This is a genomic window from Mycolicibacterium sp. MU0050, assembly GCF_963378085.1.
Classification (GTDB): domain Bacteria; phylum Actinomycetota; class Actinomycetes; order Mycobacteriales; family Mycobacteriaceae; genus Mycobacterium; species Mycobacterium wendilense.
Map to the genome: position 1 here is coordinate 1,180,360 of NZ_OY726395.1, position 14,337 is coordinate 1,194,696.

The following is a 14,337-nucleotide window of genomic DNA, read 5'->3' on the forward strand; positions in this document are numbered from 1 at the left end:
TGAGCGTCGGCGCCATTGACGTAGCGAGGGCCGCCGAGTCGAGTAACGCACTACTCGACTCGGGTAGGCTGCCGACAGCGGCGCATCGGAAGGGGCGGACCATGGATCCAGATCTGGACCCGAACCTGCAGCATTGGCAGGATCGGATGGACAACTTCCAGTGGGTGGTGGGTTCGCTGGCCGGGCTGCTCGACAGCGTCCCAACCTGATCGACATCCGCGGAGTGGATTCCGCCGTCCGTCCCGTCGTCCTGGGCCTGCTGGCCGTCGACGGCGTCATCTGTGCACTCGCCGCGGTCCTGTTCCTGCCCTCCTATATCGGTGCCGTCCCGTTTCCGATCAGCGCGATCTTCGCCGGCGCGGTGAACCTGGCGCTGGTGTGGGCCGCCGCGCAGTGGGTCACCGAGACCCGCCTGGCGGCGCTGCCGCTGTGGGCCTGGCTGGTCACCGTCGCGGTGCTGACCTTCGGCGGGCCCGGCGGCGACGTGTTCTTCGGCGGTTCCGGGGTTCGGGCGTTCTACCCGATCCTGTTGATCCTCGTGGGCGCGGGCCCGGCGACGTGGTTTCTGCTGCGGCACAACGACGCCGGCCGGATGGCCTGACCGGCCCGTGCTGCGGATCTAGTCCGATTCGGCCTCGGCCCGGGATTCGCGCGCCTTGTCGCTGCCCGCGTCATCGGCGCTGCCACCGGCGTCGGTGTCACCGCCCCGGGTACCGCGGCGGTCGGTGAGTGCCGCGGTGGCCTTGCGCAGACCGCCGCGCAGTGACTTCGCGTGTTCGCGCGCCCGCTCCCGAACGTCGGTGGCGACCTTCTTGGCCGATTCGCGGCGGGCGTCGTTCGCGGCCGCCAGCGCCTTCCGCGGGTTGAGCGCGGGTGGTTCGGCGCGGTCCGGGGTTGCCGGCAGCTCCGTGGCTTCGGGCCCGGGAGGCGCACCGGCGAGGTCGGGCCGCTCGCGGGTCGCGGGCCGGTCGTCGTCCGGCTCGGGTAGCGCGACGTCGGCCAGGGTGGGCGCTGCGGCGGGCCCGGCATCCGGCGCCGGGGCTGCGAACCCGGCGCCGATCGCCCGCTCGGGCGGCCTCGGCACCGCGCTGCCGAGGTCGGCGGCAAACCGCAGGCCGGCATCGATGATGCGCTCGGAATTCTCGTGCACCAGGGCCGCGATCCGGTCCGCGCGCTCCTGAAGATCGGAGGCCAACTCGTCGGCCGCGCCGTCGGCCGACTCTGCCAGGGCGCGCAGCGCCGCGGAGAACGCGACGAGGCGCTGCGGTAGTGCCAGGTCCGTCCCGGACGCTTGGGTCGCGGCCAGGGACGGCAGCGGCGGCAGCGGGAACGGCAGCCAGTCCAGACTCAGCGCGTAGCGGATCTCGTTCTCGATGCCGCCGACCACGCCGGTCGCGGCCGCGTTGGCGACGGCGCCGATGCCCGACGTCCACGTCCCGAGGTCGAGCGGATCGTTGACCACGGGGTTGAGGAAGTCCTCGACGAAGCTGTCGGTGACCGGCAGGACGAACCCGGGCTGCCAGCCCCCGCCCGGGTACCAGATGTAGATCTGGTCGCTCACCAGATAACCGAACGGCACCCAGCCCAGCGCCCACGGCGCCAGTTCCAAGCTCGCGTAGTTCGCCCAGTACCTGGTGACCCCGTACACCGACGTGATCAGGTCGGATGCGGCATTGAGCTGGGTGACCTCGGCGTGCACGACGACCGGTTCGAGCTCCGGCGGGGCCAACACCACCGCGGGCGCCGCGACAAGCGCAGCGGCCGTTGCGGCGGTCAACCCGGCCGCCAGGCTGGCTCGAACCGGAATCTGCATGTCAGCACCCCTAACCGAGTGATAGCTCAGGAAGAACTTACGGGAACATCAGCCGATGCACAGCTAGCAGCCGCGCAACCGCAGGTCGTGTTTCGCGGGTTCGCGCGCGGGGCTAGTGTGGGTGCCGTCAGGACAGGCGCCGATGTTTCAGATGGTGGGACGCGGAATGAATCTCATGCACCGACGGGTTACAGGGGAGTGGCTCTGAACCCGCAGCACGCCGACCTGCCCAATCCGGCCATGCCCGTCGAATCAGTGGTCCCCAGTCCCGCCGCGTTGCGGCGGGTGTTGCGGCGTGCGCGCGACGGTGTGGCGCTCAACGTCGAAGAGGCCGTTGTCGCGTTGGCGGCCCGCGGCGAGGATCTGGCCGACCTGTGTGCCAGCGCCGCCCGGGTCCGGGATGCCGGGCTGGAGTCTGCGGGACGGCGCGGGGCCAATGGACGCCTGCCGATCAGCTATTCGCCCAAGGTGTTCATCCCGATCACGCACCTGTGCCGGGACACCTGCCATTACTGCACGTTCGTGACGGTGCCGGGCAAGCTGCGTGCTGCCGGGCAGGGCATGTACATGGAACCCGACGAGATCCTGGCGGTGGCCGCCCGCGGGGCGGAGTTGGGCTGCAAGGAGGCGTTGTTCACCCTGGGGGATCGTCCGGAGGCCCGCTGGCCCGAGGCGCGCCAATGGCTCGACGAGCGTGGCTATGACTCGACGCTGGATTATGTGCGGGCCATGGCTATTCGGGTGCTCGAGGAGACCGGCGTACTGCCGCACCTGAATCCCGGTGTGATGAGTTGGTCGGAGCTGTCCCGGCTCAAGCCGGTGGCGCCGTCGATGGGCATGATGCTCGAGACCACCTCGCGGCGGCTGTTCGAGACCAAGGGACAGGCGCATTACGGCAGCCCGGACAAGGATCCGGCGATGCGGTTGCGCACCCTGACCGACGCCGGGCGGCTGTCGATTCCGTTCACCACCGGGCTACTGGTCGGCATCGGCGAGACGTTGACCGAGCGGGCGGAGACCATTCACGCGATCCGTAAGTCGCACAAGGAATTCGGTCATGTCCAGGAAGTCATCGTGCAGAACTTCCGCGCCAAGGACCACACCGCGATGGCGGCCACGCCCGATGCGGACTTCGAGGAATTCCTGGCCACCGTCGCGGTGACGCGTCTGGTGATGGGGCCCGGCATGCGGGTGCAGGCGCCGCCGAATCTGGTGTCGGCTCAGGAGTGCCTGGCCCTGGTGGGCGCCGGGGTCGACGACTGGGGCGGCGTATCGCCGGTGACGCCCGACCATGTCAACCCCGAACGCCCCTGGCCGGCGCTGGATGACCTGGCCGCGGTCACCGCCGAGGCCGGCTACGACCTGGTGGCGCGGCTGACCGCGCAACCGAAATATGTGCAGGCCGGGGCGGCCTGGATCGATCCGCGGGTGCGGGCGCACGTCGACGCGCTGGCCGATCCGCAGACCGGATGGGCGGCCGACGTCAACCCGGTGGGTCTGCCCTGGCAGGAGCCGGATGAGGCCTCGGAGTCGTTGGGCCGCACCGACTTGCACACTGCGATCGACACCGCCGGGCGGCTCACCGAGACCCGCAGCGATCTGGACAGTGCGTTCGGCGACTGGGAGTCCATCCGTGCGCACGTGCACGAGTTGGCGGCCCGGGCGCCGGAACGCATCGACACCGATGTGCTGGCCGCGTTGCGGTCGGCCGAACGGGACCCGGCCGGGTGCAGCGACGACGAGTACCTGGCGCTGGCGACCGCCGACGGTCCGGCGCTGGATGCCGTTGCGGCGCTGGCCGACTCGCTGCGCCGCGACACCGTCGGCGATGACGTGACCTATGTGGTGAACCGCAACATCAACTTCACCAACATCTGCTACACCGGCTGCCGGTTCTGCGCGTTTGCGCAACGCAAGGGCGATGCCGATGCCTATTCGCTGTCGGTTCAGGAGGTGGCCGACCGGGCGTGGGAGGCGCATGTCGCCGGGGCCACCGAGGTCTGCATGCAGGGCGGCATCGACCCCGAGCTGCCGGTGACGGGCTACGCCGACCTGGTGCGCGGCGTCAAGGCCAGGGTGCCGTCGATGCATGTGCACGCCTTCTCGCCGATGGAGATCGCCAACGGCGTCACCAAGAGCGGGATGAGCACCCGGGAGTGGCTGACCGCGCTGCGCGAAGCCGGCCTGGACACGATTCCGGGCACCGCCGCGGAGATCCTCGACGACGACGTGCGCTGGGTGCTCACCAAGGGCAAGCTGCCGACGTCGATGTGGATCGAGGTCGTCACCACCGCGCACGAGGTCGGGCTGCGGTCCAGCTCGACGATGATGTACGGCCATGTCGACACCCCCCGGCACTGGGTGGGGCACCTCAATGTGCTGCGCGATATCCAGGACCGCACCGGCGGTTTCACCGAGTTCGTGCCGCTGCCGTTCGTGCATCAATCCTCGCCGCTGTACCTGGCGGGGGCGTCCCGGCCCGGCCCGACGCATCGGGACAACCGGGCGGTGCACGCCTTGGCCCGAATCATGTTGCACGGCCGGATATCCCAGATCCAGACCAGCTGGGTCAAACTCGGCGTGGAGCGTACCCAGGTGATGCTGCGCGGTGGCGCCAACGACCTCGGCGGCACGCTCATGGAGGAAACCATCTCCCGGATGGCCGGCTCGGAGAACGGCTCGGCCAAGACCGCGGCCGAACTCGTCGAGATCGCCGCCGGCATCGGCCGCCCGGCCCGCCAGCGCACCACCACCTACGCGACCATCGCGGCCTGACCGCGCCGGTCAGCCCTGCAACTGTGCCTGCAGCAACTCCACGTAGTCGTCGTAGAAGCCGGCCACGTCCTGCAGATCCAGGTCGCCCGGGAGGTCGTCGGCGCGTTGGCGTGCGGTCAGGTAGGCGATGGTCGCGGCGATCACCCGTTTATCGTCGGCCTCGGACCCCGAGATCTGGTGCACCACATCGGGATCCGCGCGCACGCGAAGCGTCACCGCGGTGTCGTCGATGTCCTCGGCCACCCCGACCCAGACGAGGTAGTCGTGGTCGCCGAGCGGTTCGATGCTGAGCTGTTGCTGGGTCATGGTGCCCCCTTCGCGTTGTGCGGCCGCCCCACGTGCGCTTCCGCGCGCAGCCGCTCGATCATGTGCGGGTAGTGCAGTTCGAAAGCCGGGCGCTCGGAACGAATCCGGGGTAGTTCGGTGAAGTTGTGTCGCGGCGGCGGGCAGCTGGTGGCCCACTCCAGCGAATTGCCGTGGCCCCATGGGTCATCGACGGTGACCACCTCGCCGTAGCGCCAACTCCGGAAGACGTTCCACACGAACGGCAACATGGAGATGCCGAGGATGAGTGCGCCCACCGTCGAGACGACGTTGAGGATGGTGAACCCGTCGGACGGCAGATAGTCGGCGTAGCGGCGCGGCATCCCCTCGTTGCCGAGCCAATGTTGCACCAGGAAGGTGGTGTGGAAGCCCACCAGCGTCAGCCAGAAGTGCAGCCTGCCCAGGCGTTCGTCGAGCAGGCGCCCGGTCATCTTCGGGAACCAGAAGTACAGACCGGCGAAGGAGGCGAACACGATGGTGCCGAAGAGCACGTAGTGGAAGTGTGCCACCAGGAAATAGGAGTCGGTGACGTGGAAGTCCAGCGGTGGGCTGGCCAGCATCACGCCCGATAGGCCGCCGAGCAGGAAGGTCACCATGAACCCCACCGAGAACAGCATCGGAGTTTCGAAGGTCAACTGCCCGCGCCACATCGTGCCCAGCCAGTTGAAGAACTTGATCCCGGTGGGCACGGCGATCAGATAGGACATCAACGAGAAGAACGGCAGCAGCACCGCACCCGTCGCGAACATGTGGTGGGCCCACACCGCCATCGACAGCGCGGCGATGCCGAAGGTCGCGTACACCAACGTGGTGTAGCCGAAGAGCGGCTTGCGGGAGAACACCGGGAAGATCTCCGTGACGATGCCGAAGAACGGCAGCGCCACGATGTACACCTCGGGGTGGCCGAAGAACCAGAACAGGTGCTGGTAGAGCAGCACCCCGCCGTTGGCCGGGTCGTAGATGTGCGCACCCAGATGGCGGTCCGCCGCCAGTCCGAGCAGCGCCGCGGTCAACAGCGGGAACACCAGTAGCGCAAGGATGCTCGTGATCATGACGTTCCAGGTGAAGATCGGCATCCGGAACATGGTCATGCCCGGGGCCCGCATGCAGACCACCGTGGTGATCATGTTGACCGCGCCGAAGATCGTTCCCAGTCCGCTCACGGCCAGGCCCAGGATCCACAGGTCGCCGCCTGCCCCGGGGGAGTGGATTGCGTCGGACAGCGGGGTGTAGGCGGTCCACCCGAAGTCGGCGGCGCCGCCCGGGGTGAGGAAGCCGGACAGCGCGATGAGGGCGCCGAAGACGAACAGCCAGAACGCCAGCGCGTTCAGTCGTGGGAACGCCACATCGGGTGCGCCGATCTGTAACGGCAACACCAGATTGGCGAAGCCGAAGACGATGGGTGTCGCATAGAACAGCAGCATCACGGTGCCGTGCATGGTGAACAGCTGGCTGTACTGCTCGGTGGACAGGAACTGCAGGCCCGGCCCGGCGAGTTCGGCGCGGATGAGCAGGGCCATCAGGCCGCCGGTGAAGAAGAACGTGAAGCACGCGGCCATGTACATCATGCCGATCAGCTTGTGATCGGTGGTGGTGAGCACCTTGTAGATCAGGCCGCCCTTGGGCCCCCGGTGATCCGGGAAGGGCCTTGCGGGGGTGGGCGATTCGTCGGTGCCGGCCGGAATCTCCGGTGCGGCGGTCATGGCCGTGGCAGCGGTTCGGGCGGGTGTAACACCAGCGCTTCGCGCCGGCGATGGACCGTCAGGTAGCGCAAACCCTGGGAGCCCGCGGTGAATTTGCGGCGCGAGCGGCGAGGCAGCCAGAGCACATCGCCCGGTTCGAGGGCGACCTCGGTGTCCAGCTCGGTGGTGACGTGTCCGCTTCCGGCGATGACGTGGATCAGGACGTCGAGGTCGGGGCCGGAGTGGCTGTCGATCTCACCGCCGGGCGGCAGCGCGATGACGTTGGAATCCAGATCGCGTTCGGCGACGGTGATGTTCCAGACCGCGCCGGTCGGGTCGGCCGTGCCGCGCTCGGCGGAGACCGCGGTGTTCACCAGCACTCGCGGCAGCGCCGTGGCGGTGCGTTTTCCGATGAGGATGCGCCACTCCCGGGGCCCGCGTTGGAGATAGGTCCAGTCGTGACTGCCAGGGTGGTCCGCATTGAACTCGTCGCGCAGGTGTTTGGGGTCGTGGTTGTTCACCAGCACGAACGACCCGCCGACGGGTAGGTCGGAGTAGGTGGCGAAGATCGTCGGATGCTTCTTCGGCTTGGGTAGTTCGCGGACGTCGAGGATGGCTTCGGTCATCGCGGGTTCCCCCTAGTTTCTACAATAGGTGCTTGTGTAAACTATCTCTCATGACCTACGTGATCGGCAAGCCCTGTGTCGACGTGAAGGATCGGGCCTGCGTCGAGGAGTGCCCGGTCGACTGCATCTACGAAGGCGGGCGGGCCCTCTACATACATCCCGACGAGTGCGTGGACTGCGGCGCCTGTGAACCGGTGTGCCCGGTCGAGGCGATCTACTACGAAGACGACCTGCCGGACGAGTTGACTCCGTACCTGGCCGACAACGAGGCGTTCTTCAGCGAGACCCTGCCGGGGCGGGACGGGCCGCTGGGATCACCCGGCGGGGCGGCAAAGCTGGGTGCCCTCGAGGTGGATGCACCGTTGGTGGCCGGCCTGCCGCCACAGCAATGAACGCCGCCGGCGGCCGCCGCCGCGACGTCCTGGCGATCCTCCGTGACAGCGCGGAAGCGTTGAGCATCAACGCCATTGCCGAACAACTCGACGTGCATCCCAACACCGTGCGGTTCCACCTCGAGGCGCTGATGGAGTCCGGTCTGGTGGAGCGCGCCGTCGCGCGACCCGCCCGACCCGGCCGGCCACCGCAGCTCTTCGTGGCGACCAGGGGGATGGATCCGGCCGGCCCGCGCGCGTACCAACTCCTGGCCGAGACGCTGGTCGACTCGGTGGCGCGCAGCGGCGATCCCGTGACGCACGCCAGCGCGTCGGGCAAGACCATGGGCGCCGAACTCGGCCGACCTCGCCACGATACGGCGCAGGCCGAGCCTGTCGGCCAGCTCGTCGAGTTGCTCGACGAACTCGGCTTCGCCCCGGAGCCGGGAGAGTCGCGAATCGACCTGCGGCACTGTCCATTTCTGGAGCTGGCGCAGGTGCATCCGGAGGTGGTCTGCCCGGTGCACCTCGGCCTGATGCAAGGCGCCCTGGAAGCGTGGAACGCGCCCGTCACCGTCGAGCGCCTCACGCCGTTCGTCGAACCGGACCTGTGCGTGGCGCACCTCAGCGGAGCGCGGTCATGAGCGCGGCCGCCGCGGTCGCCGGTGCGGCCCTCTTCCTCTGGCTCGGCATGGTGGCCGCCATCTCGTTTCTGGAGGCACCGCTGAAGTTCCGGGCGCCCGGGGTCACGCTGCCGATCGGGCTGGGAATCGGCCGCTTGGTTTTCAGGGCGCTCAACGCCTGCGAGGCGGTGTTGGCCGTCGTCGTGGTGACGGCGTTGGTGCTGGGCTCCCCGCCCCCGGTGGCTGCGGTGGCCACCGGCCTGGCTGTGGTGGCGCTGCTGGCGCAGGTGCTGGCGGTGCGGCCCCGGCTCACGCAGCGTTCCGACGCGGTGCTGGCCGGCGGCGCCGAAGCTGAGAAGCGGTCCCGGGTGCATTTCGTGTACCTGGGGTTGGAGTTGGTCAAGGTCGTCGGATTACTGGTAGCCGGCATTGCCGCGCTGGCCGGGTAGAGGGGTGCGACGAATGACCGTCACGATGCTGCGCTCGGACATCGCGGACCGCGACGACGTGTATGCCCTGTTGTCCCGCTTCTATGGCCAGGCGCTGGTCGACGATCTGCTGGCGGAGCCGTTCAGCGAGGTGCGGGTCAAGGGTCTCGAGCGGCACCTGCCGGTGATGTGTGACTTCTGGGAGACCATGCTGTTCCGGGCGGGGCTGTACCGACGCAGCGCCTTGGAGGTGCACCGCGAGGTGCACCTGAAGCACCCGCTGACCACCGCGCACTTCGTCCGGTGGCTGACGCTGTGGATGGCCACCATCGACGAGATGTTCGCCGGTCCCGTCGCCGAGCAGGCGAAGGTGCACGGGCGACGGTCAGCGTGGGCGTTTCATCGCCGGCTGATCGGCCACGACGCGCCGGAGCTCGACGCCTTCATCGGCCGCTGAGCTGCGTCTACGGGTCGGCGTGGAAATTCTTCGCGCGATCCGGAATTAAGCGGACCATGGTCCGGTTATGCCTCGTGGGGGCGCCCCCGTCCATACAAGCCACAGGAGGAACAATGACTGGTTCACTGACGACCACCCCGCTTGCCACCGGCACCTGGACCATCGACCCGGATCACTCGTCGATCAACTTCTCGGTACGCCACCTGATGGTGAGCAAGGTGCGCGGGAACTTCGACACCTTCAGCGGCACGATCACCATCGCCGAGGACGGCACGCCGTCAGTGTCGGCAGACATCGACGTCGCCTCGATCAACACCGGCAACGAGCAGCGCGACGCGCACGTCAGGTCCGCCGACTTCTTCGACGTGGAGAAGTACCCGATGGCCACCTTCCGTTCCACCGGTGTCGAGGCCAAGGGCGACGCCTACGTGCTGCGTGGCGACTTCACGCTGCACGGCGTCACGAAGCCGGTCAGCCTCGCCCTGGAGTTCAACGGTGTCAGCCCCGGCATGGGTAACGGCGAGGTCGCCGGCTTCGAGGCATCGGTGGTGTTGAACCGCAAGGACTTCGGCATCGACATCGACACGCCGATGGAGACCGGTGGCGTCGTCGTCGGCGACAAGGTGAAGATCAGCCTGGACATCGAGGCGCTGCGGCAGGCCTGACGCCGGCCGCGAGCGTGCGCAAACCACGCGATGTCCCCGGCGTGTCGGCCGGGGACATGCACGCTCGCGCTGGGAAGTTACAAGCGGGCGGCGAGTTCGGTGCCCTGCCGGATCGCTCGTTTGGCATCCAGTTCGGCTGCAAGGGCGGCCCCGCCGATGATGTGCGGGGTAATACCCTTGCGGCGCAACTGGTCTTCCAGGTCGCGCACCGACTCCTGCCCGGCGCAGATCACCACGTTGTCCACCGCCAAGGTCTGCGGCCTGCGCCGGTCGGCCCCAAAGCTGATGTGCAGGCCGTCGTCGTCGATGCGCTCGTAGTTGACGCCGCAAAGCTGCTGCACCCCTTTGGCTTTCAGCGACGCGCGATGCACCCACCCGGTGGTCTTGCCCAGCCCGCGGCCCTGCGGCCCCTTGCTGCGCTGCAACAGGTACACCTCGCGCGCCGCGGGGGCCGGCAGCGGCGTGGTCAACGAGCCGCGGATCTGCGGCGCCTCCTGCGGCGACAGGGCACCCCACTCGGCCTTCCATTCCTTGAGGTTCAGGGTGGGCGATTCGTCGCCTGCCAGCAGTTCACTGACGTCGAAACCGATGCCGCCGGCACCGATCACCGCGACCCGTCGGCCCACCGGTCGCAGCCCGTAGATGGCCTCGGGATAGGTCAGCACCATCGGGTGATCGATGCCCGGGATGTCGGGTAGTCGCGGCGTCACGCCGGTGGCCAGCACCACCTCGTCGAACCCGACCAGGTCCTCGGCGCCGGCCCGCGCGCCCAGTCGGAGTCGCACGCCGTGTTTGTCCAGCATCGTCGTGTAATACCGGACGGTTTCGGAGAATTCCTCCTTGCCGGGGATGCGGCGGGCCATGTCGAACTGTCCGCCGATGAAGTCGTTGGCATCGAACAACGTCACCCGGTGGCCGCGCTGGGCGGCGGTCACCGCGGTGGCCAACCCCGCCGGTCCGGCGCCGACGACGGCCACCGACCGCGCCCGCCGGGTGGCCCCGAGGACCAGCGTGGTCTCGTGGCCCGCCCGCGGGTTGACCAGGCAACTCACCGTCTTGTGCGCAAACGCATGGTCCAGACAGGCCTGGTTGCAGGCGATGCAGGTGTTGATCTCGTCGGCGGCGCCGGCGGCCGCCTTCGCCACCCAGTCCGGGTCGCTCAGGAACGGGCGGGCCATCGAGATCAGCTCGACGTGCGTGTCGGCGAGGATCTGCTCGGCGGCCTCGGGCATGTTGATCCGGTTGGAGGCCATCACCGGAATGCCGACGTGTTCGGCGACCGCGCTGCTGATGTCGACGAAGGCGGAGTTGGGCACCGAGGTGACGATGGTGGGCACCCGCGCCTCATGCCAGCCGAAGCCGGAGTTGATGAACGTCGCCCCCGCGGCCTCGACTTCGGTTGCCAGGGCGACGATCTCGTCCCAACTCTGCCCATTCTCGACGTAGTCGGCCATCGACATCCGGTAGTCGATGATGAAGTCCGGGCCGACGGCGGCCCGGGTGCGGCGCACGATCTCGACGGGCATCCGGCGCCGCTTGTCCGGTGTTCCGCCCCACTCGTCGCGGCGCCGGTTGGTGCGCGGCGCCAGGAACTGATTGAGCAGATAGCCCTCGCTGCCCATGATCTCGACGCCGTCGTACCCGGCTTCGCGGGCCAGCAGTGCGCACCTGACGAAGTCGTCGATGGTCTGGCGAACCCCGCGCGTGGACAGCGCGCGGGGCCGGAACGGGTTGATGGGGGCCTTGATCGACGACGCGCTCACCGACAGCGGGTGGTAGGCGTAGCGTCCGGCGTGCAGGATCTGCAGCAGGATCTTGCCGCCCTCGTCGTGCACCGCCCCGGTGATCCGCCGATGTCGGCGCGCTTCGGCGGGGGACAGCAGTTGCGCGGCGAACGGCAACAGCCACCCGGTGCGGTTGGGTGCGTAGCCGCCGGTGATGATCAGCCCGACGCCGCCCCGCGCGCGCTCGGCGAAGTACTCGGCGAGCCTGCCGGTGTCCTTGGCGCGGTCCTCGAGGCCGGTGTGCATGGACCCCATCACCACCCGGTTACGCAGCGTGGTGAAACCCAGGTCCAACGGTGCCAGCAGGTTCGGATAGCGAGCCGGAACGCTGTCGGTCATGACGGTCCTCCCAGCGCGGACAGCACCTCGTCGAGCCACTCGACCGAGCCCTCCTCGGCGCGGATGCCGCCGCGCAGGACCAGGTACTGGTGCAGCGCGGAACCGGTGAGCCCGGCCGGATCGGGGAACTGGCTCTTCTCGAATCCGCGGTAGATGTCGAGGACGGCGGACCGCTCGGCGCGCAACGCGACGACTTGTTCGCGCAGCGCGGCCAGGGCATCGGGGCCGCCGAACCCGACCCCGCGCAGCTTGACCGCCAGGTCGCGGGAGCGGCCGTCGGTGACCGAGGTGCCTTTACCGTGCAGCGGTTCGGCGATCCATCGGGACAGCTCGGCGCGGCCCGCGTCCGACACCGTGTAGACCTTCTTGTCCGGCCGGCCCTGCTGCACGACGGGGGTGACGTGCACCCAGCCGTCGGCTTCCATGGTCCGCAGCGTGCGATAGATCTGCTGGTGCGTGGCGCTCCAGAAGTAACCGATGCTGCGGTCGAACCGGCTCGCCAGTTCGTAGCCCGAGCCGGACTTCTCGGCCAGCGAGACCAGGATCGCGTGGGGTAAGGCCATGACCGCACGGTAGGCGATACCGCGAGTCCTATGCAACTAGTTGCACAGAAATTGCGCGCATATCGCCCTGCCGGTTTGGGAGTTTTGTATATGCAACGTCTAGTATCAGTAAACGTGCTCCTGCCTCGCGGTTCACGCAAGTTAGGGCACACTGGCACAGCCGTCTAGTTTTGGCCATGGATACTGGTCACAGCCCGCTGGACGACGAGATCAGCAGCACACCCAAACGGACAACGCAGAGAACCCTGAGGAGCTTTCTGTGACTTACGTGATCGCCGAACCTTGCGTCGACGTGAAGGACAAGGCATGCATCGAAGAGTGTCCCGTCGACTGCATCTACGAGGGCGCACGGATGCTCTACATCCACCCCGACGAATGCGTGGACTGTGGCGCTTGTGAGCCGGTGTGCCCGGTCGAGGCCATCTTCTATGAAGACGACGTCCCGGAGGACTGGGCCGCCTACACCCAGCACAACGCCGACTTCTTCGACGAACTCGGCTCGCCGGGCGGGGCCTCGAAGGTGGGCCAGACCGATAACGACCCGGAGGGTGTGAAGAGCATGCCTCCGAAGAGCGAGGACTGATCCAGACGATGTCGCGCCGACGCTCGGTGTCGGCGTCGCTGCCGGTATTTCCGTGGGACACCTTGGCGGAGGTCACCGCCAAGGCCCGCGCGCACCCCGACGGGCTCGTCGACCTGTCGGTGGGCACCCCCGTCGACCCCGTCGCACCGGTCATCCAGGAGGCGCTGGCCGCGGCCGCCGCCGTCCCCGGGTATCCCACGACCGTCGGCACCCCGGCGCTGCGCGAGTCGATGGTGGCCGCGCTGCACCGGCGGTATGGCATCACCGGACTCAGCGACGCCGCGGTGTTGCCCGTCATCGGCACCAAGGAACTCATCGCCTGGCTGCCGACGCTGTTCGGGCTGGGCGCCGAGGACCTCGTGGTGATCCCCGAGCTGGCCTATCCGACCTACGACGTCGGTGGCCGGTTGGCCGGCACCCAGGTGGTGGCGGCCGACTCGCTGACCCAGCTCGGCCCGCAGCGGCCCGCGCTGGTGTTCATCAACTCGCCCAGTAATCCGACGGGCAAGGTGCTCGGCATCGACCACCTGCGCAAGGTCGTGAGCTGGGCGCGCGAACGCGGAACCATCGTCGCCTCCGACGAGTGCTACCTGGGCCTGGGCTGGGACGCCGAACCCGTGTCGGTCCTGCACCCGGATGTCTGCGATGGCGACCACACCGGTCTGCTGGCGGTGCACTCGCTGTCGAAGACGTCGTCGCTGGCCGGGTATCGGGCCGGATTTGTCGCCGGGGACGTCGAGTTGGTCGCCGAGCTGCTGGCGGTCCGCAAACACGCGGGCATGATGGTGCCCGGCCCGGTGCAGGCCGCCATGGTCGCCGCCCTCGACGACGACGCGCACGAGACCCACCAGCGCGAGATCTACTCGCGGCGCCGCGAGGCGCTGCTGCCGGCGGTGCAAGCGGCCGGTTTCACCGTGGAACATTCCGAGGCGGGCCTGTACCTGTGGGCCACCCGTGGCGAACCGTGCCGCGACACCGTGGCGTGGCTGGCCGAGCGGGGGATCCTGGTCGCCCCCGGCGAGTTCTACGGCGCGCGTGGCACCCAGCATGTGCGGATTGCGCTGACCGCCACCGACGAGCGGATTGCCGCCGCGGTGGCCCGCCTCGCCTGACGGCAGTTCCGTTGTGGGCCGCACCGGCCCGCGCCTCGACAGTCCGGGACGGCCGCCACCGCGAGGATGCGCTGTCGTCCGCCGGCTCGGCGCGTTGCGGACAAATCCGCAGTGTCGCAGGCTCGCCGGCGCGCGGACTGATCTTGTCCGATGCTACAAACGGTGCGCGCCGCGGTAAGGCTGTTCAGCCAT

Annotated in this window: 15 protein-coding genes; 9 read left to right on the plus strand and 6 right to left on the minus strand. The window is 68.6% G+C overall.

Going from position 1 to position 14,337, the window contains the following annotated elements:
* Positions 1-160: 160 nt before the first annotated feature.
* A complete protein-coding gene (locus R2K23_RS05715) occupies positions 161-601 on the plus strand; it encodes a hypothetical protein (RefSeq protein ID WP_396893112.1) in 441 nt (146 codons plus the stop codon).
* An 18-nt stretch (positions 602-619) separates the two neighbouring features.
* On the opposite strand, the gene R2K23_RS05720 is transcribed toward R2K23_RS05715, so the two are convergent.
* Positions 620-1,813, minus strand: coding sequence for a coiled-coil domain-containing protein (locus tag R2K23_RS05720; RefSeq protein ID WP_316515054.1), 1,194 nt, complete (start codon positions 1,811-1,813; stop codon positions 620-622).
* A 198-nt stretch (positions 1,814-2,011) separates the two neighbouring features.
* Between R2K23_RS05720 and R2K23_RS05725 the strand changes: the two genes are divergently transcribed.
* Positions 2,012-4,588 (plus strand): bifunctional FO biosynthesis protein CofGH, encoded by a 2,577-nt coding sequence (locus R2K23_RS05725; protein ID WP_316515057.1) that lies wholly within the window; start codon positions 2,012-2,014, stop codon positions 4,586-4,588.
* A gap of 9 nt (positions 4,589-4,597) precedes the next feature.
* Here R2K23_RS05725 and R2K23_RS05730 read toward each other — a convergent pair whose 3' ends face one another.
* The 3 genes from R2K23_RS05730 to R2K23_RS05740 are packed head-to-tail and all read right to left on the minus strand — an operon-like array spanning position 4,598 to position 7,220.
* Entirely contained in the window at positions 4,598-4,894 is a 297-nt protein-coding gene (locus tag R2K23_RS05730) for a hypothetical protein (RefSeq protein ID WP_316515059.1), read from the minus strand.
* Positions 4,891-6,615: an aa3-type cytochrome oxidase subunit I gene (gene ctaD, locus R2K23_RS05735; protein WP_316515061.1), complete on the minus strand. Its 1,725-nt coding sequence runs from the start codon at positions 6,613-6,615 to the stop codon at positions 4,891-4,893. The genes R2K23_RS05730 and ctaD overlap by 4 nt, the downstream gene beginning before the upstream one ends.
* Complete coding sequence (locus tag R2K23_RS05740) at positions 6,612-7,220, minus strand: DUF2249 domain-containing protein (RefSeq protein ID WP_316515064.1); 609 nt, start codon at positions 7,218-7,220, stop codon at positions 6,612-6,614. The genes ctaD and R2K23_RS05740 overlap by 4 nt, the downstream gene beginning before the upstream one ends.
* 50 nt (positions 7,221-7,270) lie before the next feature.
* Between R2K23_RS05740 and fdxA (R2K23_RS05745) the strand changes: the two genes are divergently transcribed.
* The 5 genes from fdxA (R2K23_RS05745) to R2K23_RS05765 all read left to right on the plus strand — a co-directional run bounded on the left by fdxA (R2K23_RS05745) (position 7,271) and on the right by R2K23_RS05765 (position 9,764).
* Complete coding sequence (fdxA, locus tag R2K23_RS05745) at positions 7,271-7,612, plus strand: ferredoxin (protein WP_316515065.1); 342 nt, start codon at positions 7,271-7,273, stop codon at positions 7,610-7,612.
* Positions 7,609-8,235 (plus strand): helix-turn-helix transcriptional regulator, encoded by a 627-nt coding sequence (locus R2K23_RS05750; RefSeq protein WP_316515067.1) that lies wholly within the window; start codon positions 7,609-7,611, stop codon positions 8,233-8,235. Before fdxA (R2K23_RS05745) ends, R2K23_RS05750 begins: the two co-directional genes overlap by 4 nt.
* A complete protein-coding gene (locus tag R2K23_RS05755) occupies positions 8,232-8,663 on the plus strand; it encodes a hypothetical protein (RefSeq protein WP_316515069.1) in 432 nt (143 codons plus the stop codon). Before R2K23_RS05750 ends, R2K23_RS05755 begins: the two co-directional genes overlap by 4 nt.
* A gap of 13 nt (positions 8,664-8,676) precedes the next feature.
* Positions 8,677-9,099 (plus strand): group III truncated hemoglobin, encoded by a 423-nt coding sequence (locus R2K23_RS05760; protein WP_316515070.1) that lies wholly within the window; start codon positions 8,677-8,679, stop codon positions 9,097-9,099.
* Between the two features lie 113 nt (positions 9,100-9,212).
* Positions 9,213-9,764, plus strand: coding sequence for a YceI family protein (locus R2K23_RS05765; protein ID WP_316515073.1), 552 nt, complete (start codon positions 9,213-9,215; stop codon positions 9,762-9,764).
* 77 nt (positions 9,765-9,841) lie between these two features.
* Here R2K23_RS05765 and R2K23_RS05770 read toward each other — a convergent pair whose 3' ends face one another.
* On the minus strand, positions 9,842-11,887 hold the full coding sequence (locus tag R2K23_RS05770; RefSeq protein ID WP_316515075.1) for an NADPH-dependent 2,4-dienoyl-CoA reductase: 2,046 nt from the start codon (positions 11,885-11,887) through the stop codon (positions 9,842-9,844).
* The gene (locus tag R2K23_RS05775; RefSeq protein WP_316515076.1) at positions 11,884-12,450 is read right to left on the minus strand and encodes a PadR family transcriptional regulator; all 567 of its coding nucleotides are present in this window, start codon (positions 12,448-12,450) and stop codon (positions 11,884-11,886) included. Before R2K23_RS05775 ends, R2K23_RS05770 begins: the two co-directional genes overlap by 4 nt.
* A 259-nt stretch (positions 12,451-12,709) precedes the next feature.
* On the opposite strand from R2K23_RS05775, the gene fdxA (R2K23_RS05780) reads away from it, so the two are divergent.
* Positions 12,710-13,033: a ferredoxin gene (fdxA, locus tag R2K23_RS05780; protein ID WP_316515077.1), complete on the plus strand. Its 324-nt coding sequence runs from the start codon at positions 12,710-12,712 to the stop codon at positions 13,031-13,033.
* Positions 13,034-13,059: 26 nt separating this feature from the next.
* The gene (gene dapC, locus R2K23_RS05785; protein WP_316517081.1) at positions 13,060-14,145 is read left to right on the plus strand and encodes a succinyldiaminopimelate transaminase; all 1,086 of its coding nucleotides are present in this window, start codon (positions 13,060-13,062) and stop codon (positions 14,143-14,145) included.
* Positions 14,146-14,337 lie beyond the last annotated feature (192 nt).

Excerpts from the sequence above, each read along its gene's own strand:
- R2K23_RS05720 (WP_316515054.1), bottom strand. The coding sequence starts at position 1,813 with ATGCAGATTCCGGTTCGAGCCAGCCTGGCGGCCGGGTTGACCGCCGCA.
- R2K23_RS05730 (WP_316515059.1), bottom strand. The coding sequence starts at position 4,894 with ATGACCCAGCAACAGCTCAGCATCGAACCGCTCGGCGACCACGACTAC.
- ctaD (WP_316515061.1), bottom strand. The coding sequence starts at position 6,615 with ATGACCGCCGCACCGGAGATTCCGGCCGGCACCGACGAATCGCCCACC.
- R2K23_RS05740 (WP_316515064.1), bottom strand. The coding sequence starts at position 7,220 with ATGACCGAAGCCATCCTCGACGTCCGCGAACTACCCAAGCCGAAGAAG.
- fdxA (WP_316515065.1), top strand. The coding sequence starts at position 7,271 with ATGACCTACGTGATCGGCAAGCCCTGTGTCGACGTGAAGGATCGGGCC.
- R2K23_RS05750 (WP_316515067.1), top strand. The coding sequence starts at position 7,609 with ATGAACGCCGCCGGCGGCCGCCGCCGCGACGTCCTGGCGATCCTCCGT.
- R2K23_RS05755 (WP_316515069.1), top strand. The coding sequence starts at position 8,232 with ATGAGCGCGGCCGCCGCGGTCGCCGGTGCGGCCCTCTTCCTCTGGCTC.
- R2K23_RS05760 (WP_316515070.1), top strand. The coding sequence starts at position 8,677 with ATGACCGTCACGATGCTGCGCTCGGACATCGCGGACCGCGACGACGTG.
- R2K23_RS05765 (WP_316515073.1), top strand. The coding sequence starts at position 9,213 with ATGACTGGTTCACTGACGACCACCCCGCTTGCCACCGGCACCTGGACC.
- R2K23_RS05770 (WP_316515075.1), bottom strand. The coding sequence starts at position 11,887 with ATGACCGACAGCGTTCCGGCTCGCTATCCGAACCTGCTGGCACCGTTG.
- R2K23_RS05775 (WP_316515076.1), bottom strand. The coding sequence starts at position 12,450 with ATGGCCTTACCCCACGCGATCCTGGTCTCGCTGGCCGAGAAGTCCGGC.